Origin of the sequence: Nocardia rosealba, from assembly GCF_020216065.1 — a bacterium.
GTDB classification, from domain to species: domain Bacteria; phylum Actinomycetota; class Actinomycetes; order Mycobacteriales; family Mycobacteriaceae; genus Nocardia; species Nocardia rosealba.
The window spans coordinates 1,137,895-1,160,004 of the sequence record NZ_JAIWNA010000002.1; the positions used below are offsets into that span (position 1 = coordinate 1,137,895).

The window sequence follows — 22,110 nt, forward strand, 5'->3', positions numbered from 1 at the left end:
GAACCTCATTCCCACTGGGCGGCAACGGACCCGCGCCACTGCTTGGGAGGAGAATTAGGGGAGGTAGACCCGGCTCGCCAGCCAGCGGCCGTCGACCAGTTCCATCGTCATCTGGACCCGGCTGTGGTCGACGCGCGGATCGGTGACCGCGGCGTTGGTGACGGTCTGATCGATGAACAGCAGCACTTCGACCTTGGTCTCGGTCTTAGTCTTTACCGCCGCGTCGAGCACCGTGCCGGTGCCGGTCGCCTTGTTGTCCAGCAGCAGCTGACGCAACTGGCCGCTCGACCTGGTGTACATGTCCTTGAATTCGCCGGTCGACCCGTCGAGTACGGCGGCGAAATCACGGTCGAGGTGGTTGGAGTCCACGCTGGTGAGGGTGACGGCGTAGGCGCGCGCGGCCGCGAGGCCCGCCTCACCGGCGGCATCGATATCGGATTTCTCCTCGAGCTTCCAGCCGAGGAAGCCGGCCACCGCGGTCGCCAGCACCGCGAGCACCACGACCGCCGGAACCGCGAGCTTGCGTGCGGTTCCGGCCCATCGGATGCGCCGGGCGGCCCGCACGTCATCCGGCTCACTCACCTCGGGGCTCTCGTCCGGCGTGGTCGCAGCCTCCTCGGCGACCGCAGGCTCCTCGGTGACAGGTTCCCGTGTGTCGGTGTCGTTCATGGTGATTCCTAACGTGGATGGTTGCTTGTCGCGCGGGCGGCCGGATCACCGTGGAACCGGTGTAGGCAGCTCCGGACCGCCGTATGTGAGCGGGATGGTCCATGGCCCCAGTGGCGTGGGAATCGCCTGCGTGTCGGCCGCTCGTCCCGGCGGTGGCGCACCGGGAATCGCTTCGCCGGGCGGCCGTGGTGCGTTGCGGGCGCCACGGATGAGCACCGACGGGTCGTCGTTCGGGCAGTAGGTGTAGAGGTACGGTTCCGGAAAGTCCGGCTGCGAGGGCGGGTGCCGCGGGAGGTCGTAGTCGCAGGAGTACCTCGGGTAGAGGTTGACCAGCCCCCACAGGCCACCGTCGTGGAACGCCGCGGTCAGGTTGCCCAGGGTGGAGCCGGGCCGTTCGGTCGGAAAGAAGAATTCGCTCAGCGCGGGCACCCGGGAGTTCGCCATCGCCGACACCGCACCGAGATTGCCGAGCAGACCGGTGACAGCGTGCGAATTCTGTGCCATCACCGCGTCCAACGCGCGCAGCGTTCCGGGCGCGACGCCGAGCAAATCGACGAATCCGCCGGTCTTCGCTTCCACACCGGCCATCAGTTCCTTTGTGTCCGAGGCGAATTCGCGCAGGGCGGGGGCGCCGTCGGCGGCGGTGGTGAGGACGGTTCGGCCGTCACGGATCAGGCTCACCGTTTGCGGCAGGACCGAGTCGAGCGTGGAGATCAGGAAGACGCCGCCGTCGATGATGTCGGCCAGTTTGCGCGGGCCCGCGTCGCTCACACCGAGTTCGGCGACGATCGCGCCCAGCTGTGCCGGATCAACCTGGGCGAGCGCGGAATCGAGCTGGGTGAGTGTCTGCCACAGCGGCACCGGCGTCGAGGTGCGGTCGACGCCGATCTCGGCGCCGTCGCGCAGAGCGGGCCCGCCGTCCCCGGCCGGGCGGAAGTCCAGGTATTGCTCCCCCGCCGGCGACAGGCTCGCGACGCGCACCGCACCGTCGGCGGGGACGGCGATATCCGCGTCGATGGTCGCGGTCGCGAGCAGACCGGTCGGGGTGAATTCGACCGACTCGACCCGTCCGATCGGCACCCCACGTAGCGTCACGTGCTGTCCGGGTAAGAGGCCGCCGGACTGGGCCAGGTGCACCCGGACCGTCATCGTGGCTGCCGTGGGATCGACGCCGAGCGAACCGAAGACGAGATAGGCGGTCCCGAGCACGAGTGTCGCCAGCAGCGCGGTTCCGGACAGGAAGGATCGGTGCCGGTGCCCCCACCGCACCGAGGCGAGGACCATCCGGGCAGGTGCGTCGACAGATTCGGCCAGGCGCCCGCTCATCGGGCCGGTCCCGTCACTCGCTGCTGCAACCTGAGCAGGGTGTAGGTGAGGGTTCCGACGAAACTCTGCCAGTCGCTCGCGTCGGGCACGCGGCTCCCCGGATCACCCGGGTGTGCCGGGTCGGGCAGCGAGCCGATCGTGATGTCCTGCAGATCGGCGTTCACGTGGGCCGAGGTGCCGTTGGTGACATTGATGATCGGGCCGAGGATGGCGTTCATCGCCGCCAGGCTCGCGTTCGGCTCGGTCGCGGCGGCGCCGAGGCCTGCGGAGATCCGGTTGATGTCGGCGACCATGCCGACCGCCGCGGTGCCATCGATCGCGGGGAATTCGGCCAGTTCTCTGCTGATCGCGTCGATCTGCCGGATCAGCGTGAGCGCCTGCTGGGAGCCGCCGGTGACCACCGACAGCGCCGGGCCTGCCAGCTCGACCAGTTCACCGAGCGGACGACGCTGCTCGCGCAACTGCCGGGTCAGCGCCTCGACTTCGACCAGGGCGGTGCGAATATCGGCCGATCGCGCGGCCAGCGCCTGCACGACCCTCGTCGACCTGTCCAGCAGCGCGGCGAGATTCGCGCCGCGATCACCCACCGCGCGACCGAGCCCGTTGACGATATCGGTGAGGTTGCGGATGACACCACCGTTGACCAGCAACGACGCGGTGGTCAGCAGTTCCTCGATGGTGGCGGCGGCCTGGGTGGTGGCGAGTGGAATGGTGTCACCGTCGCGCATCAGCGGCCCGCCGGGCGCGGCGGTCTCCGGCGGCGTGAGGGCCACGAAGACGTCGCCGAGCGGTGTGGCGGTGCGCAGTTCGGCGCGGGTGCCCACCGGTAGGACGACCCCGTCCTGGATCCGCATGGTGACCACGGCGGTGTAGTCGCGCACCGACATCTCGGCGACCTCACCGACGTCGGCACCGAGTACCCGCACCTTGGCCCGCTCGGGCAGATTCAGGGCGTTGGCGAACCCGGCGTGGATCTCGTAACTCGCCCCGCCGACACCGGGTGCGGGCAGCGGCAGGTCACCGAGGCCGGTCGAGCAGCCGGTCGCCGAACTCAGGACGAACCCCGTCACCAGGACGGCGGTTGTGCGACATCGTCTGGTCATCGCGGCAACCTCGACATCGCCTCGAGCATGTCGGTGATCCCGAAGTCGGGGCCGAAGTCCTGCAATGTTCCAGTGCTGCAACCGAGTTGGCGCAGGCCGAGAATATTGCAGACCTCCTTCACCAGCTGGCCGTCGAAGAACACCTTGTCCAGCAGCGCGTGCACGCGTACGCCCCGGTAGTCGACGTCGATGGCGTTGTAGGCGTTGTTGAGCAGTAGCGGGGTCACGTCCAGGAACTCCGCGACCTCGGTGCGGTAGTCGGCGAGCGCACGGGTCACCGTGTCCGCGTGCTGCACGGTGGAGCGCAGGCTCGCGCTGTTGTGCTCGAGCAGTTCGGTGCTCTGCCGCATGATCTCCACGATCTGCGCGCCCGTGTCGCCCGCGCCGATGTCGAGCTCGGCCAGCACGTCGCCCAATTGCGCGGTCGCCCCGCCGAATTTGCGGATCGCGCGGTCGTTGTCGGCCGCGGAACGCATCAGCACCGACAGTTCGTCGACCACCGCGGCGATCGCCGCCCTGGTCTCCGATCCCCCGTCCGCGCCGAGCCGAAGGGCGGTGGACAGTTCGTTCAGCGTGGTCCGCAGTTGCGGGCCGCTACCCGACGCGATCTCGGCGGACACCGCGAGCAGCCGCGCGATCGGGCCGTCGGTGGGTGTTTCCCCGGACAGCTCGGCGGCCATGCCGTCGGCGGCACCGAGCAGGCGGTCGAATTCGACTGGTGTTCGGGTGCGTTCCAGGCCGAGTCGTGCTCCGTCGGCGAGGGTTTCGCCACCCCGGTACACCGGTGTGAACTCGACGTGCCGATCGGTGAGCACCGAGGTCGACACGGTCACGGCGGTCGCGTCCGCGGGGATGGGCACGTCCCCCTCGACGCGCAAACCCACCTCGACGTGGGAACCGCGCGGGGTCACCGAGATGACTTCACCCACCGGCATCCCGAGCACGGCGACCGCGTTGCCGACGTACAGACCCGCGGCATTGTCGAAGTGGGCGGTGACGATGATCGCTTCGTCCGCCGGATCGACCGCGCACCCGGCGAGCCCGCCGAGAGCGAGAACCAGGGCGAACCGGACCACGGTGGTGAGTGCGTTCATCGACAGTCCTGGAAGTAGGGCGACATCGCGAGCTGATCGGCGCGACCGCTCAGGGCGCACATCCACGAGTCGATCAGCGGCCCGGCGGGGGCAGTGAAATCGACCTCGTTGGCGGTGCCCGAGGCGTTCGCGAAGTTCCGGATGGGGACGGGCAGGATGTGCAGGATGTTGCGCAGCAGGTCGTCGTGCCGGGCAAGACTGCCGAGCAGCCCGTCGAAACCGCGCAGCAGCTCCTCGATCCGAGGCCGGTCCTCGACCACCAGAATTCTGACCTCGTCTGCCAGGCGCCGCGTGGCGTCCATCAGGGTCTGGAGGGCGCCGCGCCGGGCGAGGATCTCGGTGACCAGGTCGCGGCCTTGTGTCGTGATCGCCGCCAGGTCGCCCTGTTGCTCGGCGACCACGGTGGTCAGCTGCCGCACGCCGGTGAGCAGGCTGCCGAGCTCGTCGCGGCGACCGCCGAGGATCGCGGCGAGCGAGCGCAGATTGTCCAGCAGGCCGGGCAGGACCGTCGGCACACCGTCGAGTTGGTTGGCCAGCGCGTCCAGGGACGTGGCGATCCGGCCGGCATCGATCTGCTCGAAGGTCGTCGTCGCATTGTCGAGCGCCTCCTGCAGATCATAGGGAACAGAGGTGTGGGACAGCGTGATCCGGTGATCGGCGACCTCGCCGTCACCTGCTGGGCTGAGTTCCACATAGCGGGCGCCGAGCAGCGTGGTGAGCTTGATGGCGGCGCGGGTCTCGGCTCCGAGCTGGGCCGACCGGTCGACGCTCAAGGTCACCAGTACCCGGTCGCCTGCCAACCGCTGCCGGTCGACGGTGCCCACCGGCACTCCGGCGATGGTGACCCCGTCACCCACGCGCAAACCGGCGGCCTGCGTGAATTCCACCTCGTAGCGCTGCTGCCCGACATGCAGGGAGTTGAACCCCACCGCCCCGGCGACCACGGCCAGCAGCAGGCCCAGTGCCAGCAGCCCGAGCATGCTCTTGGACAAATGCTTCGATGTCATTGCCTCACCTGCAGATCGGTGATTGTCGGATGGTGCCGGTCGGCGAGGCCAGCCCCACGATGGTCGGGACGAGCGTCGTGAGCCCGGGCAGGAAGGTCACACCCATGTTGCACAGGTAGGTGTTGAGGTAGGAGCCCTCCTGACTCACCCTGGCCAGCCCCTTCAGCATCGCGGGCAGGTTGAAACCGAGGTAGGCGAAGCTGTCCTTGTTCTCCATGAAGTGGCGAGTGAATCCCGGTTCCCGCGCGAGGAATTCGTGCGCGTGGGGACGCACATTCTCGACGACGGTTGCCAGTCGTCCGGTCGTCGACGCGGCCGTGGTCAACGCGGTGAGCACCTCGTCGCGGTGCCGCGAGAGCCCGTCGATGATGGAGCGCGACCGGGTGAGCAGGGTGCTCACCGAGCCGCTGTGCCGCGACAGGTCCGCGACCACCGCGCTGAGGTTCGTGATGACGGCACCGAGCACCTGATCCGGCCCGGCGAGGGATTCGGCGAGGGTGGAGACCTGCGCGATCAGCAAGACCAGCGAAGTGTTGTCGCCCTGCAACGCGGTGACGAGCGCGGCTGTCACATTGTCGACCTGGTGCGGGTCGAGCCCGCCGAACAGCGGTTCGAACCCGTTGAGCAGCACCGAGATATCGAACGAGGGTTCGGTGTGTTCGAGCGGGATCCGCTCGCCGGGGGCCAGTTGGCGCGGGTCGCCGAAGTCGGCCGGGGTGAGCCCGAGATAGCGCTGGCCGATCACGTTCTGATAGGTGATGGCGGCTCTGGTGTTGCCGTACACCTTCTGATCGGATTCCACCCGGAACCGCACCTCGGCGCGGTTGCCGACCAGCGAGATCCCATCGACACGACCCACCCGGACACCAGCCATGCGGACGTCGTCACCGACGCGCAATCCGGTGACATCGCTGAAGAGCGCCGAATACGTGGTGGTCGAGCCGTCTATCCCCCGGTGCAGTGTCACGAAGGTGACCCAGATCAGGCCGAGGGACACGGTGACGAACAGGCTCAGTCCGAGCAGGGATCGCCGGAAACTCATCGTCCACCTCCCAGCGGCAGTGGGCCGTCCGAAAGCAGTTGCGCCAGAACGAGTTCCGCGGCGTCACCCTGACCGCTCAGTACCCTGCGGATCAGCTCCTGAATCTCGGGTGACAGGTCGGGCACCGGGTAGGAAGCCGGGTCCATCGTCGGTGCCGGCTCCTGTTCGGCGATGGTGGTCGGTGCCGTGGCGCAGCTCGGTGCGGCCAGCTCGCCGTAGCGGGGGCAGTCCGCGCGGGTGTAAGGCGTGTGCGGGCTCAACCGGAACTGGAATTTGCCGGTGCCGGTGTTGGTTTCGGAGTTCCAGAACTCGGCGAACCACAGGTCGGAGATCGTTTTGATCCTTACGACGATCGGTGCGAAGGCACCCGCACCCGCACCGACCACATCCAGCACCGGATCCAGATCTTTTGTCACAGTGACGATCTCGTCGCCGTATTCGGCCAGGCCGCGCGCGAGCGTCGACGTGGTGGAAGCGCCCGCCGACAGCAGGTCGAGCAGCTCGGCCTCCCGCTCGACGACCGTGCGCAGCGGCAGTACCGCCGAGTGCAGCGTATCCAGCAGATCCGGTGCCGCCGCGTTCAAACCGCGCACGGCATCGGCCATGGCGGCGAGCGTGGAGGGACCGCCGTCGGGTGCGATCAGCGCGTCGAACTCCCTGGTGATCCGGTCGAGTTGCCGACCGGCGCGGACGAGGTCGTCGCCCCGGCGGTCGGTCGCCTCGGCTACCGCGGCGAGTAAGCCGACTGTTCCCGTCGACCCGACCCGCGCGGTGCTCGCGATGATCTCGCGTAGCTTGGTCAGCGCGGTCTGCAGCTGGACAGTGGCCAGGCTGCGATCCTGCGGAATCTCGGCACCGGCATGCAGCGCAGACCCGGGACCGTTGTCGACCAGCTGGATCGAAGACACCGCGAACACGTTGCTCGGCACCACCCGTGCGGTGACCGTCCTCGGCACGCCCGACGCGTACGCCGGGTCGAGCAGCAGCCGGACCCGGTTGGCGCCGCCGTCGGCGGCGAGGGTCACCTCGGCGACCGAACCGATCAGCAGGCCACGGAATTTCACATCAGAGCGGGCGGGCAGCCCGTCGCCCAGTTCGTCGAGCAGAGCGATCACTTCCACCCGTGCGTCGAATCGCCCCGTCGACTTCATCAGCAGCGCCGTGACCACCATCGTCGTCACCACGATCAGCAGCAGCCCGCGCAACACGAGCGCGAGTCCACCCGGCCCACGTCCGTCCTTCTCCAGCATCGGCAGCGACATCTACCCTCCCAGCCGCGCACTGGATCCGATGCCCCACATACCCACGGTGAGCAGCAGGTTCACCACGATCATCACCGAGATGGCCGCCCGCATCGCCCGCCCGGCCGCCGTGCCGACACCCTGGGGACCGCCCGAGGCATAGAAGCCGTAGTAGCACTGGATGGTCGAAGTAAGGACGACGAAGACGATCGCCTTGAGCAAGGAATACGCGATATCGGGACCGTTGAGCACGAGCTGGAAGTAGTGCTGATAGGTCCCCGCCGACAACCCACCAGACAGCCCGACCACCACTTCGACCGCGAGGTAGTTGGCGGCGAGGCAGACCAGATACAGCGGCACCATGGCGACCACCGACGCCAGGATCCGGGTGCTCACCAGATACGGGATGGCCCGCACGGCCATGGATTCCATCGCCTCGATCTCCTCGGCGATGCCCATCGCACCGAGTTGCGCGGTGAACCGGCAACCCGCCTGCGCGGCGAAGGCCAGCGAGGCCATGATGGGTGCGAGTTCCCTGGTCGAGGCCGTCGAGGCGATGAGGCCGACCGTCGGCTCCATCCCGAGCAGGTGCAGGGCGTTGTACCCTTCCAGCCCGACGATCGCACCGCCCGCCGCACCGAGCACGATGATGACGCCCGCGGTGCCACCACCGACGACGATCGAACCGTTCCCCCAGGTGATGTCGGACAGGATGCGCACGAACTCGGCGCGGTAGTGGCGCAGCATCACCGGAATCGCGAACACGGCCCGGCACAGGAAGGTCCCGATGTGGCCGAGCCGCATCGCCGCCGCCGCCAACCGGACCGCGGCCAGATAGATGGGCCGGACCCCCGGCGGAAAGTACCGTGCCGCCATCACAGCCCCTGCCGCGGCAACAAGATCATGTACAGCTGGGTGAAGGCGACGTTGACGATCATCAACAGCAGGATCGACGACACCACGGTCGAGTTGACCGAATTCGCCACCCCTGCCGGACCGCCCCTGGTCGAGAGACCCTTCTCGCAGGCGACCACGGCGACGATGGCCCCGTACACCGTCGCTTTGATCATCGTCAGCGCCATGTCACCGACCGTGGCGAAGGACGAGAAGGTGGCGACGAAACTGCCCGGTGCCCCGCCCTGGACGAACACATTGAACAGGTATCCCGCGAGAAACCCGACGAAGCACACGATTCCGGTGAGCGACACACCGATCAGCACACCGGCGGCCAAGCGGGGGACGACCAGCCGCCGGGTCACCGAGACACCCATGATCTCCATCGCGTCGAGCTCGTCACGGATCTTGCGCGATCCCAGGTCGGCGCAGATCGCCGAGCCGACCGCCGATGCCATCAACAGGGCGGCGACCATCGGCGCGCCCTGCCGGATCACCGCGAGCCCGCTCGCCGCCCCGGCCAGCGAAGTGGCACCGACCTGGCCTGCCAGGAGACCGAATTGGATGGACAGCGTCACCCCGATGGGCGACGCGACGAAGATGGTGGGCAGCGCCGCCGACGATGCCATGAACGTGGCCTGCCGGACGAACTCGGTGAACGCGAAGCGGCCGGTCACGAGGTCGACGACGAGGAATCGCACGGCGCTTGTGCCGAGCAGGAATTGGCCGCCGACGGTTTCCAGCGCGGTGATCGGATGGCGGCGCAGATAGCCGCGTCCCCAGTCGCCGATCTGGGTCGCCGCCGGTTTCGCCTTCGACGCGCCGACCTCGATGTCGGCTCGGTCGGCTGAGGTCATCATCAGCTCGCGGAGACCAGCCCAGCGGTGTGACGCAACGCGCCGACGCTGAAGACCTCTGTGGCACTGATCTTTTCGCCGGGATGACCCGCCGAGGCCACCGCGCACGCCTTGAATGCTCGCGCCGCGCGGCTCACCGGGTGATGCGCGGTCCCGACACGCTGCGCGAATTCGTCGGGCAGAGCGTCACCCCAGAGCGCGACCTCGGCGGCACCGTGGTCGAGACAGTGCAGAATTCCCTCGCGCACCCGCGGGTCGGTGGCACACATCTGCGCAGGCGCGGCGAGCGCGTGCGGCCAGGTGTCATGTTTCGGCTCGGCCAGCGACTGCTCGAAGTCCAGGACGGTGGCGCCGAGGATCCGGAGCGGGCGGACATCGGAGTGATCGATCACGAGAACCGTCACCTCCCAGCCCGCGGTGGTCTGATCGAAGAGCCAACCGCCTGCGTGCCGCACGACCTCCAGCGCGTTCGGCGCGATGATCGCCAAGCGGTAGCGGAGGGGATGCCTGCGGGCGTGGGCTCTCCAGTGCGCGGAATCGACGATTGCAGCCATGGTTCCCGTCCCGATCTTCGAAACTGACGATCGCGAAGGGGTCGATGGGCGGCGGATTGTTTCGGTGCCCGAACCCCCTGCGGAACCACACGGTAATCCGATTACTCATCGATGCGCAGCGGTCTGCGGCAACTAAATAGTGATCTGCATCACGTCACTGCGGCGGTCGATCCGGCCCGTACGGCCCGGCGAAGGAGGGGTCGACCACCGGTTCCGAGGCGGCCGGACGCGGCGCCGCATCGACACCCGCACGCCGCGGATCGCCGTGCAGCGTGATCCTGCGGATCGCGCGGTCGAGGATCGGCAGAATGTCGGTGACCTCGATGTCCCGGTCGACGAACCGGCCGGTCAAGGCATAGATCATGTTTGTGAGGACCAGCGCGATGTCCTCGACGTAGTCCCGGTCCATCCCCTCGAACAACGCCTCGGCGAAGGGCCACACCGCACTCACGCCCTGTGCGTCGAGTCGCCTGCCGGTGGCGGTGCGGCGGGCGCGATGGTAGGCCTCGAGCATGCGCGGATTGCGTTCCCACGGCTCGAAAACATGGTGCAGCACCCGCATCAGCCCATCGGCCAAGGACTCGTCCGGGCGCGGCTGATCGAGTTCGGAGTAGCTGTTGATGTCCATCCATCGCGCGACGGCGGCGACGATCAACTCGTCACGGGTGGTGAACTTCTTGTACACCGTTGCCAACGAAACCCGGGCGCGGCGGGCCACCTCTTTCACCTGCAGCGCGTCATAACCCTCTGACATCAGCATGTCGACCACGACATTGATGATCTCCGTCGAAGAATCCGCGTCAGATGTCCGTCTCACTCCGTTACGTTAACCTCGCCGCCCGAACGAACGTGCGCCCCTCCCCCGCATCCTCCAGCCTCGGAAATCGGGAACACCGGAGGAGCGCGGTGAAACTGTCGCGATGCCGCACCGGTCCGGATTCGACACTGCGGCGACGAAGTGACACGGATGGTGTGGTTGCCGCAAACGGGGCAGACCGGGTTGCGGCTCGTTGCGATTCGATGCCGGTAGGCACCGACATCGTCTGCCGGAACGCCTTGTGATCAGTCGGGCAGATAGCGGATCGGGACAGCACGCTCGATCCCAGCTGCCTCGAGGTCATCCAGGGTGAACACCTGATTCGCTCGATCGCCGAGTAGACCGCCCAGGAGCAGGTCGAGCAATTCGCGATGCTTGGCTCGCGAGGCGTCCACTGCCGCGCACAGTTCGGACACGAACTCCCCGTGCGCTTCACCGATTCCGAGGTGGTCCAACTCTTTCAGCAGCGCTCCCGCCACCAGGTAACCGTCCCACGGGGTTCCCGTGCGCTGCAACGACTCCGCCGTGTCGAGCAGCAGGCCATGCACATACTGGTTGCGGCCTCGGCCGACACTCTGACGTGAGGTCGGCAGATCCAGGTCGAACAACCCGCACAGCCCATCGAAGTAGGCGCGGCGTTCCGCGGCCATCCACCGCGGATTACGTTCGTCGGTAACGACGTCGACATAAGCATCGCGTAACTCACCCACCCCGAAGCGGGTCGGCGGGTTCGGTACCAGGCTCGTGTAGTCCTCATCCGGCAGCACCGTGTCATTGTCGTGGAACCGCCTCACTGCCGCGATACGAACTATCATCAGAGACCGAACCCCGGCATCCACATCGAATCCCCCTTATCGTCGACACCATCGGCCCGACCGGTGAAGCGGTGGCAAATTTCACCGTGCGTCATGCCCGCTACTTCGACCGCAACCTCGGTCGGTGCTCAGCTACTGCGGAGCCGCCGACATGATAGACCGCGTTTGTGGTCCCAGTACCAGCTCGAGGTCACCGCCTGAATCGTCTCAACGTAGACGCGCCGAGATAACTGTGGCGATGTCGATCGTCTTGGCGCACACGTCCCAGTCAACGCCGGAGGTGATCCCCGCTGCGGCGATCCCGAGATAGAACGAGCCACCGGAGGGTACCGATACGTGCACGCTACAGCTGCCGTTTCGGCCATCGGGACGTACCTCAGATTTCAACACCGCGCGCTGTCCCCCGATCGCGACCTGCTGTTCGAGTGGATCCGACACCCTTCGCTGAGAGAGATCGCTGAGGTCTGCTTTGGCCGGAGCGAATCGAATGTTGAAACGCCCCGACAACGACGTCTGGATCGAGAACCACGAACACGCCGACAAGCCCTCCGGGGGTGTGTCGGCTCGAACTACTGGGTCGAGCACGAAGCGTGCGAGATCCTCACTGTCCAGCACGCTACATGGATGATAAGTGAGCTCGGCCAATGTCCACGGCTGCGGTGCCAACGCGGGAGCTGGCGAGGTCATTGCGCTCGCCGTCGTCACGGCCGCAGGCTTCGAGCCGACATCGATGCCACACCCGGCCGTCGCCACGGCAACCACCCCCATAGCCGACCACCCCAGCCACCACGGACGGGCGCAGGAACCTATCGCCATCAGACATTCCTCCCGCCGCCATGAAACCAGAGCTCGCAACACGGCGCACAGCGCGCCGCTCCGAGGCCTGGGTGCTGCTGAAATCAACCGCGTAGTGGTGCGGACAAACTGTCGGTGAATTCGATGCCGACTCCGCTGGTGCAACGCAAGTGGTCCGTCAGGGTACGGGCCCTGTGTTGGCCTTGGATAGCGAAAAGCGCAGGAGGCCGACCGGCTCGGCTGTAACCTGTTCGAGGGCCTGATCGTGCTCATGCATGCCGGTCGCGTTCCACCATGACCCACGTCGTACAAGGGCTGCGCGGATCAGCCTCGTACACTCCGTAATCGACTCTCCCGATATCAGGCGAACCCCACCATCAGTCGTCTGGCGATCCGGAGAACCCGTGGGAGTTATAAGGAACCCGATCGGCTCGAGTCCTCATGGCAGGCAATGACTCAGCATGAGGGACTGCGATCTCGGAGATGCCGGTTCGATGTGTAATCCGTTGCGCCTGAGCTCAACTGAGCAGCCTTTGATGTCGTGTGGACTGGTTGTCCGCTCGAAGACGGAGCGTCTAGCGTGTTGGCGTGAGCGTGTATCGGGATCCCGTGGACGGCAGCGAGTACCCCCTGGATGAGCCCCGGTGGCGGTCTGCGGCAGGACGCCCACTGTGGATCGACCCGGGAGCCGGACTCGACCGTTCCGATATCGATGTCTCCGCACGGTCGCTGTGGCGGTACCGCGCGGCGCTGCCGGTGGAGTTCTCGGATCCGATCTCGCTCGGTGAGGGCTCGACGCCGCTGCTGGAACGGGAATGGGAGCGTGGCGGGCGACCGCTGTTCAAACTGGACTTCCTGAATCCGACCGGCAGCTTCAAAGACCGCGGCACGAGCGTGATGCTGTCCTATCTGCGCGATCGCGGAATCCGGTCGATACTCGAAGACAGCTCCGGCAATGGCGGCTCCTCGATCGCGGGGTACGGCGCCGCGGGCGGTCTACGGGTGAAGATCCTCGCGCCCGCGTCGACCTCGTCGGCCAAGATCGCGCAGGTTCGAGCCTTCGGCGCGGAGTTGCAGCTGGTGGAGGGCCTGCGCGAGGAGTCGCAGAACGAGGCGATCCGGCAAGCCGAGGGCGACGCCTTCTACGCCAGCCACAACTGGCAGGCGTTCTTCCTGCAAGGCACCAAGACCCTCGCCTACGAGCTGTGGGAAGACCTCGGGTTTCGCGCGCCCGACAATGTCGTCGTCCCGGTCGGCGCGGGCAGCAGTCTGCTGGGATGCTGGCTCGGGTTCCGTGAACTGTTGCGCGCGGGACAGATCGAGCGGATGCCGCGCCTGTTCGCCGCGCAGCCGCTGAACTGCTCACCGGTCGATGCGAGCTTCACCGCCGGCACCGACCAGCCGGTCGAGCGCGCGGTGGCGCCGACGATCGCGCAAGGCACGTCGATCGCCCGCCCGCTACGGCTGACACAGATGATCGCGGCGCTGCGCGACAGCGGGGGCGCCACGGTCACGATCCCCGAGAACGACATCGTGCACGCGCTGGAAAAACTGTGCTCGAGCGGCCTGTTCGTCGAGCCGACCAGCGCATGCGCGGCCGCGGCGTATTCGGCCCTGTTGACGTCGGGACACATCACGCCGGCGGAGGAAACCGTGGTCTTCCTCACCGGCTCAGGGTTGAAGGCCGCGCCCACGGTGGCCGAACTGCTGGATACAGCGCACGAATGAGCGGCATCGCACACAACTCCGCATTTCGCTCGCGACCGCGATTTGTCGAGGGTCTGGACTCCGATCCGGTCGGAAACGGCATCGGGACGACCAAAGCGGCGAGGTTGGGTTCAGGGTCGACTACAAACCGATCTCTGCCGTCACCCTCAGCGGGTTGGATGGCCTGATCCAGGTCATCTGGAACCGTTAGTGCCGCCGTGGAACTGATCCCGGGTACGAACCGGGTCGCCGCCAGCAGCAAATAGGTGGGTACGGCCCACCTATCTGCATACCCGCGATGACGGTCTACTACGGCAGAAGCCGGTTCAGGACGGAAGTCCGTCGGGGAAGCACACGGGACGCCAGATTGTGCCGCAAAAGAAGTTGTTGAGATCAGCGGAACCGCTGGCGATAGCGCCGGTACCGATCGGGTGGAGTTCATGACTCTGCGGTACGGCGACGGCATGCGCCGGGGCAACAGACATCAGAACCGCACCGCCCAGCAATGCGCTGGCGATGAGGACGCGATCGACGCGAATCATATGAAACCGATCTGCTCGAGTTGGATCCGGTCACGAATATGACCTCGCTCAGCACATCGATCAACGAACACCGGCCGTTACGAGCCCAATGCCGTTGTGGCGTAGCCGAACCGAGGACGGATCCTGCCAGCCGCCTTCGCGCGCCGGTCGTCACCACGCGTCGGTCTCAGCCGAACGCGAACACTGTGGCTTAACGCGGTCATCTCTTCTTCGGCAGGTAGAAGCTGGCGCGGGCCCATCGCGGCCGCCTACGAGAACATGCAACCGCCCGAGGTCTTGCCTCGCGTAGTGACCATATGACAGCATTGGGTCACTACAAAGGAGCGCACATGCCCCGACGTCTACTTCCCGACCGCCGGGGGCGCATTCTTGCCGCAGCACAGCAACTGCTGCTGGACAAGGGGTGGCCCGCAACGACGGTGTCGGCGATCGCCGCTCGTGCGGGTATCGGCAAAGGTGCCATATACCTGGAGTTTCCGGACAAGCCCGCGATCCTCGCCGCAGTCCTGCAAGACCGGATGCGGCAGTTGAGCGTTCAGGTGCATACCCGGGTGGTCGAGGCCCCGGACCTCGTCGATCTGCCGGCGGTCTACCGCTTCGGGGTCGAGGCTCTCCTCGCGGATCCGTTGATGTGCGCGCTGTACACCGGTGACCAGAACGTGCTCGGCGACCACGTTCAGACCGTCACCGACGACCGCTATCTGCAGCGCCAGGACTGGCTCGGTGACTATATCGCTCGCCTTCAAGACATCGGTGTCATCGACGCGACCATCCCCGCCGACACCATCACCCAGTTACTCAGCGTGTTCACCGTCGGTTTGGTCCATGCGCCGGGAACGCTCGGTGCGACCAGCGCGGAAATGCTCTCGGCCACTGTGGGTTTGTTCGCTGATCTCGTCGGGCGCGGGCTCGCGACCGGCCTCCCCACCGATCCCGAAGCGGCGCGCGCGGCACAGCTCGAATTGCTCGAACGGCTGGAAACCCAACTCGATCCGCAGGAGCCGCCATGACCGACATTTTCGACACCTACACCGACGTGACCGTCGCCGGAGGCCCGGTACGGCTGTATCGCGCAGGCGATGTCGGGCCGCCGTTGCTCCTGCTGCACGGCGGAATGCTGGACACCGCGCAAGGTGTGTGGCGGCGGATCGTGCCCGACCTCGCCACCGACCATCGCGTCTACGCCATAGACCTCCCCCGCCACGGCAACAGCCGCCCCTGGCAAGGAGTCCTCGACGACGCCTTCTACCGGCGGTTCGTCCACGAGCTGCTCGACACTTTCGACCTGCCCGGAGTCGCGATCATCGGTATCTCACTCGGCGCAGGCGTCGCGACCGGATACGCCTTGGACCACCCTGAACGAGTCACCGCGCTGATCGCCATCGGCCCCGGCGGAATCGGCGCAAAACGCCCAGCACAATTCCTCACCTGGTTACTCATCCGAACCCCCGGTGTCCTGCGGGTCACCAGCCGATACCTCGCTCGCCATCCCCGATCGATCCGCAAGTCGATGGCCAGCACCCTCACCGCAGGCGCGAACACCCCCGATTTCGACACCATCGTCGAGCTGGCCACCGCCGAAGCCGTAGCGAAAGCCGAACACGGCGAACCGGTTCTCGACGACTGGATGACCCGCGCATACGGCCCATTCGCCATGCGCCTCAACCATTTACCGGCCCTCCAGAACCTGACCACACCCACGCTGTGGATCCGCGGTGGCAACGACTCACTGGTCGGTGCAGCCGAGATCTCGGCTGCCGCCGCCGCAACACCAAACAGTCACCTGGTCACCATCCCTGACGCCGGACACATCGTTACCTACGACCAGCCCGAGGAATTCAATCGTCTTGCTCGCGAGTTCTTGGAGGCGACACTCGATCGCTGTTGACCGAGCCGCTTCGCGACAGCGCTCTTCCGAGAACCACCCATTTGATCGGTCGGCTGAATCATCTGACGGTATCAGTGATTCCAGCACAGACGCTGCCACCCGCCACGATGTTCGTGTGGCCCCCGCCTGGCCTCAACGACATCCATTACAGTCGAGGATCGTGGATCAGCTTCAGGAAGTACCAACACCGCCAACGATCTTTCGATCTTCGTGGGTCCGTTGGCTGGAGCTGATTCTGTTGGGGCTGATCGGGATCGCGGGCGGCTGGTTGCTCCTCGTATTCACCACCACCCAATCCGCGCTGACGTTCCCTGTCCTCGGTGCGATCATCTCGGGAACCCTTTCTCTGCTGCTCGGACTGCATCACCTCGTCCGTCGTTCACCCGATGTAGCAGTCGACGATCACGGGGTGACGTTCGGCCCGTTCGGCCGAATTCCGTGGGCCGGGATATCGCGTATCCATCTGCGCGCATCCCAGACCATGAGGTACCTGGCCATCGAACTGGTCGAGCCTGGGCCGAAGCTCACTGAAAGGCGTTGGCCCAGATGGGTGTACGGCCCGATCGGCAAGATCTATGCCGGATACCCGCTCACCGTCTCGGAGCGCTGGCTACGCCCGATATCGCTGGACGACATCGCTGATGAACTCCTCAGACGAAACCCTGGCCTGGTCATCACAAGATCAGAACAGTCAGGACTCCGCTGGTGGTGAGGTCTGTCCCGAGCCGTTTCGACCCTGTGGAAAGACCCCGGCTAGCCTGGCTCCCGGATGGGCGCCAGCGGACAAAGGCGACGATCGCCAACAGCGCCAGCGCGGTCGTCTGCGAAATCAACAACACCGAACCATCGGCACAGTACGGCTTTGACCCCCTAGAAAGTCGGTGGCACCCAGCCCGTAGCCGCGCCGAGTGCGAGTGCGGGGCCACGCCTTAGATCATGTCACCCAATCGAATTCGCTCGAGCGGCCACGGATCTCAGCCTGTACTAGTGTGCTCGACGAACACGAAGGCACTGTTAGGGGTACGGATGGAGTCAAAGCGTGTCGGCCGCAAGGTCATCGACCCCGGTCGCCTCGATCCGGACACTCCGCAGCGGTGTTCCTTCCAGCAGTTCCAACAGTGGCTGTCGACACGTATCCAGACTCCGGTCGGCCATGAACGCGTACTGACGCTGCCCAAAGCGGCAGCGACAGTGACGCTCGTGCTAGCGGCGGCGGTCGCGTCAGCGGGTTGTAGCTACCTCCCTCTGATCTCCGAATTCAGGGATGGGTGTAAAAAGCTGTCGAATAGCGACGTCATCGGTGTGTTAGGTGCAGGAGCGGAAGTCGACGGATTCAATTACAGGCCTCAGCCTTCCGTGGCTCCGGACCCGGGCGCGGACAGAAACGTGCTGGCGGGAGGGGACATCTGCGCTCGGTATGTCAGCGGATGGAAGGACGGCGACCGCCGGGGCAACAGTATGGTGTACGCGAGGACTCAGACCGGAAGCGATGCGACAGCTGTATTCCGACGTGAGCGGGAAAATGCTCTGAACCGCGACCCCCAGGACACGCAAACGCTGAGAACCTTCTTCTCGAGCGACACCCGGCTCGGCGACGAAGCGTTCTGCACGGTCACCAAGGACGCCGACGACCCCACCCACGGCGTGCTGGTACGTTTCGGCGACAAGGTGGCATACGCCGATGTTCCGACGCTCGGCAACCTGACAGAAGCGGAAAACTGCGATCGGGCCCGACGGCTCGCCAACGAACTCGGCTAGGTATTGCCTGCCACTGTTTCGAGCCATTCCACTGCAATGGTCATGGCGAATCCGGGGCGGTAGGGCAGGGCAAGCCACTTTCGGTCCGGGCCGGCGGCGTCGAGCCGAGTCCACCAATGCGCGACGTCGACTTTCACCGACAGCGCCTGCTCACCGAAATCGAAGATGTGTCGTCGGGTATCCAACCATTGGCGAAGATATCGCGTGCTTGCAACTCTACAATCAGGGTGCAGTCGATTCGTATTGGCCTTCAGGGGTTACCAAGACGAAGCGATCCCACCGTGATCTGGTGCATGGATTACTTGTTCCGACGGCGCACCGGTGACGGGCTCATCATCTGAACCTCACAGTGCGACATGCCGGCGCGGCCAACCGTCGTCATCGAGTCGTTGTCAGTGGTTGGCTGTGCGTACGGCGGTTGCGGCCAGGGTGGTGTAGTTCATCGTGAAGGATCCGCCCAAGGAGTCGATGGCGTTTCCAACCGCGTCCAGTATCTCCGCCTGCTGATCGGGATGGAGCTGGGTGAGACCGCCTGTGGTGGGAAGCAATTCCAGCCATTGCTCGCGTGTATAGGACCGCTGCCAGTCGAATAACCACTGTTCGGGATCGTCGAACTGTTCGTTCTCACGGATCTGGGCGGCGAATCTCGCGTATCCCTCCTGGTAGAGCGCAAGGGGGCGTCGAGCGGGCTGGCCGCTGAGCGGGGAGTCCGGCGCGATCCGCCGGTAGGCCGCGGCGAACGGTTCCGCCACCTCGGCGGGTGGCTCGTACACGTGACCGAAGATCGCCAGTCGTCCCCCGGGACGCAGCACGTCGGCCGCCTTGGCGGTACCGGTCACGGGGTCCACCCAATGCCACGACTGAGCGGCGATGACCGCATCGAAGGTGCGGCCACGTGGTTGCCACCTCTCGAAGGTCGCCACCTCGACCTGCACGCCGTGGGCTCGCGCGAAGTCGGCCATCCGGGCATCGGGTTCGACGCCGAGCACGTCGCAGCCCGCGGCTTGGAACTGCCGGGCCGCGATGCCGGTACCACAGCCGACGTCGAGCACGTCCGCCCTGGAGTTCCCGGCGAGAATCCGCTCCACCAGTCCTGCGGGGTAGCGGGGGCGCGCGCGGTCGTAGCGCTGCGCGTCGATGCCGAACGACTCGGCCATGCGCCGATCCTCGCGCGGCAGGGGTGGTTCTTCTCGCGATAGAGTGGGCATGCGCCCACTCTAGTGGGCGCATGCCCACTAGGCAATAATACCGGTGAATCGACGCACGAGAGGACCGCCAGTGCCGACTGGGATGCATCTTCGCGATGCGCGGCAGCATCTGTTCGATGCTGCCGAACGCGTACTGCTACGTGACGGTCCGAACGGGTTGACCAGCCGGGCAGTCACCGAGGAGGCGCGCTGCGCCAAAGGTGTTCTGCACCGGCACTTCACCGACTTCGACGCTTTTCTCGCCGACCTTGTGATCGATCGGGCCGCGCTGCTCGAGGCCCAGGGGAACGCGCTGCGTGCGTCCGCCGGCACCGGCACGGTGGCCGCCAATCTGACCAGCGCACTGCCCCTTCTTTTCGGGCCGGTTCCGGTGGCGATCATCCCGCTCATCACCTTTCGTGACGAGCTGCGCGCGCGACTGCGGCAAGCCAGGCCCGGCGGCGGTATGGCGATCCTCGCCGAGGCGACAACCGCGATCTCCACCTACCTGACCGAAGAACGTGAACTGGGCCGCATCGCCGCCGACGCAGACATCGACGCACTCACCCTCTCCCTGGTCGGCGGCGGGCACCTGTTGTTCACAGACCGCGACCCCAGCCCACCGACCACAGCAACGATCGAAAAATTCGTGACAGCGGTCATCTCCACCGCCCTGCAGCGACGACCCGACTGAGCATCCACCGGCGCACCGATCCAGACTGGGCCCAGAACGGAAATTCATTAGCTGACGGCAAGAGCCCTATTGCCACTCATCGAACGAACCGCGCCGGATGAGCTCTCAGTCGGCGCGGGCAGTGGCTGCCAGCGCAGCATATTGTTCTTCGAACCTCTGATTGCCACTGCCGCGGAGTCGATCTCCCGGACCGAGTTCGCCGGACACGAGCATTTGGGGCACCGCCGGACTCGTCACCACACTGACCGGAAACTCCGTGGTAGAGCGGTGGCGCGAGCAGTTTCGAAGTACCGAAAAGCTAGATTCCGGCCGCCGGTGCGCAGGCGCCGAACCTCGTATGGGTCGCCGATTCACCTACAGCTCGACCTGAACGGAATGGGCGTATGTGGCGTTCGTCTTCGACGTGTTCTCGAGGTCGATCGTGGGCTGGACTGTGCCATCGACGGCAGTCGATACACCTCGGTCCTGTTCACTGAAACCCTTGCCTTGCAAGGAGTGTCGGCCTCGATCGGCAGCGTTGGCGATGCCTGCGGCAACGCACTCGCCGAGTCGATCATCGACCTGTTCAAGGCCGAAGTCGTCCGTCGGCACGGGGCGTTCAGGACCGTTACTGATGTCGAATTCGCGTTGCACAGGAGAACCCACACCGTCAACGATGCCTCCACGATGTTCTGTACCGACACAGGCACTCTCGCACACCTCACGCGCCTTCCTTGAGTTTGATCGAGCACAGACAGGCGCTGACCGGCTTCCTGCCGGCCTTCGAGGACGCCGCCCGCTCCATAAGTCGATCAGCGGTGTACGAGTAATTGGGTTAAACTAACTCGTACTCCACTGTTTGACATACAGGGACGGACCAACATGAGCGCTACCGACCGAGCAGGTGCCGCGACAACTGCAGGTGGCCGAGCCGGGAACCGGCGCGCTGACGCCCAGCGCAACCGGATCTCGATCCTCGCAGCGACGCCCGTCGCCTTGCGGAAGAACCCCGACGCCTCCGTCGCGGACATCGCCGCCGAGGCCGGTGTCGGGCGGATGACGCTCTACGGGCACTTCGCCACCCGTGCCGAGCTGATCGAGGCAGCCTTGGTCGAGAGCTTGGAACGCGGTGACGCCGTTCTGTCCGAAGTCCCGCTCGACGGTCGACCCGCCGAAGCGCTGGCGCGCCTGGTCGAGGCGAGCTGGAACCTCGTCGACCAGTCGCGTGCGTTGCTCGCCGCCGCACAGAAAGAACTCTCGGCGACCCGGATTCGCGAGCTGCACGAGAAGGCCGAAGCGCGGATGCGCGATTTGCTCGAACGGGGGCAGCGGGAAGGGGCATTTCGCGGCGACCTGCCGGTGAGCTGGTTGCTGGCCACGGCTCACGTCGTCATGAACGCCGCCGCCGAGGAAATCGCCGCAGCGCGCCTCGACCCCCGGGATGCCGCCCGTTTCATCGACGCCGTACTTCAACCCGCGTTCGCCCCCGCCGCCACGAAGGAGCGATCGTGACTCGGCTCATCGCCAGCATGTGGACCACTGTCGACGGCTTTGTCGCCGGGCTCGACGACTCGATGGACTGGTTGCGTGCCGACGCCGATCTCATGGAGTACGAGACCAGCTTGGTCGAGAACGCCGGCGGCCTTCTGCTCGGCAGGATCACCCACAACGACTTCGCCGCGTACTGGCCCGCGGTCGCCGCCGGTGAGATCGACGCCGACGAAGGCACCAGACGCTACGCGCGTCGCCTCGATCAGCTCGAGAAGTTCACCGCCTCACGCTCCGGCGAAATCGCCGACTGGCCGGGAACGCAACAGGTCGAGCACGTCACCGCCGCCCGAATCCAGCACATCAAAGACCATGCAGACGGTGACGTGATCACCTACGGCAGTCTCAGCCTGATCGCCGCACTCAATGAGCTGAGCCTGATCGACGAGTTCCATCTGATTGTCAATCCGACCCTGCTCTGCCGCGGCAAGCCCCTCTTCGACGAAGACCAGCGCCGGACCGAGATGGACCTGCTGGAATGTCGGCCGTTCTCCGCCGGTGCCGTCCTCCTCCGGTATGCAGCGACTTCGACGACGAACTGACCGATCCCCCGAGCGAGAAACAACATGTCCACACCATGTCCGGTGAGTACA

The 22,110-nt window shown here is 65.9% G+C and carries 25 protein-coding genes; 8 read left to right on the top strand and 17 right to left on the bottom strand.

What is annotated here, in order from left to right; all coding sequences use genetic code 11:
- Positions 1 to 54: 54 nt before the first annotated feature.
- From LDL21_RS12200 to LDL21_RS12260, 13 genes are all read right to left on the bottom strand, one after another.
- On the bottom strand, positions 55 to 669 hold the full coding sequence (locus LDL21_RS12200; RefSeq protein ID WP_181696133.1) for an Rv1363c family protein: 615 nt from the start codon (positions 667 to 669) through the stop codon (positions 55 to 57).
- Positions 670 to 714: 45 nt separating this feature from the next.
- Positions 715 to 1,995 (bottom strand): MlaD family protein, encoded by a 1,281-nt coding sequence (locus tag LDL21_RS12205; RefSeq protein WP_225280102.1) that lies wholly within the window; start codon positions 1,993 to 1,995, stop codon positions 715 to 717.
- On the bottom strand, positions 1,992 to 3,098 hold the full coding sequence (locus LDL21_RS12210; protein ID WP_225280103.1) for an MlaD family protein: 1,107 nt from the start codon (positions 3,096 to 3,098) through the stop codon (positions 1,992 to 1,994). The genes LDL21_RS12205 and LDL21_RS12210 overlap by 4 nt, the downstream gene beginning before the upstream one ends.
- Positions 3,095 to 4,192 carry an MCE family protein gene (locus tag LDL21_RS12215; protein ID WP_225280104.1) on the bottom strand — a complete coding sequence of 366 codons (1,098 nt, stop codon included), beginning with the start codon at positions 4,190 to 4,192 and terminating at the stop codon, positions 3,095 to 3,097. The genes LDL21_RS12210 and LDL21_RS12215 overlap by 4 nt, the downstream gene beginning before the upstream one ends.
- Positions 4,189 to 5,199: an MCE family protein gene (locus tag LDL21_RS12220; RefSeq protein WP_225280105.1), complete on the bottom strand. Its 1,011-nt coding sequence runs from the start codon at positions 5,197 to 5,199 to the stop codon at positions 4,189 to 4,191. Before LDL21_RS12220 ends, LDL21_RS12215 begins: the two co-directional genes overlap by 4 nt.
- Positions 5,200 to 5,203: 4 nt before the next feature.
- Entirely contained in the window at positions 5,204 to 6,241 is a 1,038-nt protein-coding gene (locus tag LDL21_RS12225; protein ID WP_225280106.1) for an MlaD family protein, read from the bottom strand.
- Positions 6,238 to 7,503: an MlaD family protein gene (locus LDL21_RS12230; RefSeq protein WP_225280107.1), complete on the bottom strand. Its 1,266-nt coding sequence runs from the start codon at positions 7,501 to 7,503 to the stop codon at positions 6,238 to 6,240. Before LDL21_RS12230 ends, LDL21_RS12225 begins: the two co-directional genes overlap by 4 nt.
- The gene (locus LDL21_RS12235) at positions 7,504 to 8,358 is read right to left on the bottom strand and encodes an ABC transporter permease (protein ID WP_225280108.1); all 855 of its coding nucleotides are present in this window, start codon (positions 8,356 to 8,358) and stop codon (positions 7,504 to 7,506) included.
- Complete coding sequence (locus tag LDL21_RS12240; RefSeq protein WP_372462163.1) at positions 8,358 to 9,236, bottom strand: MlaE family ABC transporter permease; 879 nt, start codon at positions 9,234 to 9,236, stop codon at positions 8,358 to 8,360. Before LDL21_RS12240 ends, LDL21_RS12235 begins: the two co-directional genes overlap by 1 nt.
- Complete coding sequence (locus LDL21_RS12245) at positions 9,236 to 9,787, bottom strand: hypothetical protein (protein ID WP_225280110.1); 552 nt, start codon at positions 9,785 to 9,787, stop codon at positions 9,236 to 9,238. Before LDL21_RS12245 ends, LDL21_RS12240 begins: the two co-directional genes overlap by 1 nt.
- 154 nt (positions 9,788 to 9,941) lie before the next feature.
- Entirely contained in the window at positions 9,942 to 10,604 is a 663-nt protein-coding gene (locus LDL21_RS12250; RefSeq protein WP_225280111.1) for a TetR/AcrR family transcriptional regulator, read from the bottom strand.
- A gap of 245 nt (positions 10,605 to 10,849) precedes the next feature.
- Positions 10,850 to 11,443, bottom strand: a complete 594-nt coding sequence (locus LDL21_RS12255) for a hypothetical protein (RefSeq protein ID WP_225280112.1) — start codon at positions 11,441 to 11,443, stop codon at positions 10,850 to 10,852.
- A 183-nt stretch (positions 11,444 to 11,626) separates the two neighbouring features.
- Positions 11,627 to 12,235, bottom strand: coding sequence for a DUF3558 family protein (locus LDL21_RS12260; protein WP_225280113.1), 609 nt, complete (start codon positions 12,233 to 12,235; stop codon positions 11,627 to 11,629).
- A gap of 567 nt (positions 12,236 to 12,802) precedes the next feature.
- Here LDL21_RS12260 and LDL21_RS12265 point away from each other — a divergent pair.
- Positions 12,803 to 13,942, top strand: coding sequence for a threonine synthase (locus LDL21_RS12265; protein ID WP_225280114.1), 1,140 nt, complete (start codon positions 12,803 to 12,805; stop codon positions 13,940 to 13,942).
- Positions 13,943 to 14,247: 305 nt separating this feature from the next.
- On the opposite strand, the gene LDL21_RS12270 is transcribed toward LDL21_RS12265, so the two are convergent.
- Positions 14,248 to 14,463 (bottom strand): hypothetical protein, encoded by a 216-nt coding sequence (locus LDL21_RS12270; RefSeq protein ID WP_225280115.1) that lies wholly within the window; start codon positions 14,461 to 14,463, stop codon positions 14,248 to 14,250.
- A 329-nt stretch (positions 14,464 to 14,792) separates the two neighbouring features.
- Between LDL21_RS12270 and LDL21_RS12275 the strand changes: the two genes are divergently transcribed.
- The 4 genes from LDL21_RS12275 to LDL21_RS12290 all read left to right on the top strand — a co-directional run bounded on the left by LDL21_RS12275 (position 14,793) and on the right by LDL21_RS12290 (position 18,109).
- On the top strand, positions 14,793 to 15,473 hold the full coding sequence (locus tag LDL21_RS12275) for a TetR/AcrR family transcriptional regulator (protein ID WP_225280116.1): 681 nt from the start codon (positions 14,793 to 14,795) through the stop codon (positions 15,471 to 15,473).
- Positions 15,470 to 16,351, top strand: coding sequence for an alpha/beta fold hydrolase (locus LDL21_RS12280; protein ID WP_225280117.1), 882 nt, complete (start codon positions 15,470 to 15,472; stop codon positions 16,349 to 16,351). The genes LDL21_RS12275 and LDL21_RS12280 overlap by 4 nt, the downstream gene beginning before the upstream one ends.
- 160 nt (positions 16,352 to 16,511) lie before the next feature.
- Entirely contained in the window at positions 16,512 to 17,063 is a 552-nt protein-coding gene (locus LDL21_RS12285; protein ID WP_225280118.1) for a hypothetical protein, read from the top strand.
- A 314-nt stretch (positions 17,064 to 17,377) separates the two neighbouring features.
- On the top strand, positions 17,378 to 18,109 hold the full coding sequence (locus LDL21_RS12290) for a hypothetical protein (RefSeq protein ID WP_225280119.1): 732 nt from the start codon (positions 17,378 to 17,380) through the stop codon (positions 18,107 to 18,109).
- Here LDL21_RS12290 and LDL21_RS12295 read toward each other — a convergent pair.
- Positions 18,106 to 18,294: a hypothetical protein gene (locus LDL21_RS12295; protein ID WP_225280120.1), complete on the bottom strand. Its 189-nt coding sequence runs from the start codon at positions 18,292 to 18,294 to the stop codon at positions 18,106 to 18,108. The two genes, LDL21_RS12290 and LDL21_RS12295, sit on opposite strands and share 4 nt — an antisense overlap.
- A 207-nt stretch (positions 18,295 to 18,501) precedes the next feature.
- Positions 18,502 to 19,317 (bottom strand): class I SAM-dependent methyltransferase, encoded by an 816-nt coding sequence (locus LDL21_RS12300; protein WP_225280121.1) that lies wholly within the window; start codon positions 19,315 to 19,317, stop codon positions 18,502 to 18,504.
- 70 nt (positions 19,318 to 19,387) lie between these two features.
- On the opposite strand from LDL21_RS12300, the gene LDL21_RS12305 reads away from it, so the two are divergent.
- Positions 19,388 to 19,990: a TetR/AcrR family transcriptional regulator gene (locus tag LDL21_RS12305; protein ID WP_225280122.1), complete on the top strand. Its 603-nt coding sequence runs from the start codon at positions 19,388 to 19,390 to the stop codon at positions 19,988 to 19,990.
- Between the two features lie 354 nt (positions 19,991 to 20,344).
- On the opposite strand, the gene LDL21_RS12310 is transcribed toward LDL21_RS12305, so the two are convergent.
- The gene (locus LDL21_RS12310; protein WP_225280123.1) at positions 20,345 to 20,635 is read right to left on the bottom strand and encodes a hypothetical protein; all 291 of its coding nucleotides are present in this window, start codon (positions 20,633 to 20,635) and stop codon (positions 20,345 to 20,347) included.
- Positions 20,636 to 20,851: 216 nt separating this feature from the next.
- Between LDL21_RS12310 and LDL21_RS12315 the strand changes: the two genes are divergently transcribed.
- Both LDL21_RS12315 and LDL21_RS12320 read left to right on the top strand, forming a co-directional pair.
- Positions 20,852 to 21,481, top strand: a complete 630-nt coding sequence (locus tag LDL21_RS12315) for a TetR/AcrR family transcriptional regulator (protein WP_225280124.1) — start codon at positions 20,852 to 20,854, stop codon at positions 21,479 to 21,481.
- The gene (locus LDL21_RS12320; RefSeq protein ID WP_225280125.1) at positions 21,478 to 22,059 is read left to right on the top strand and encodes a dihydrofolate reductase family protein; all 582 of its coding nucleotides are present in this window, start codon (positions 21,478 to 21,480) and stop codon (positions 22,057 to 22,059) included. The genes LDL21_RS12315 and LDL21_RS12320 overlap by 4 nt, the downstream gene beginning before the upstream one ends.
- Positions 22,060 to 22,110: the final 51 nt, after the last annotated feature.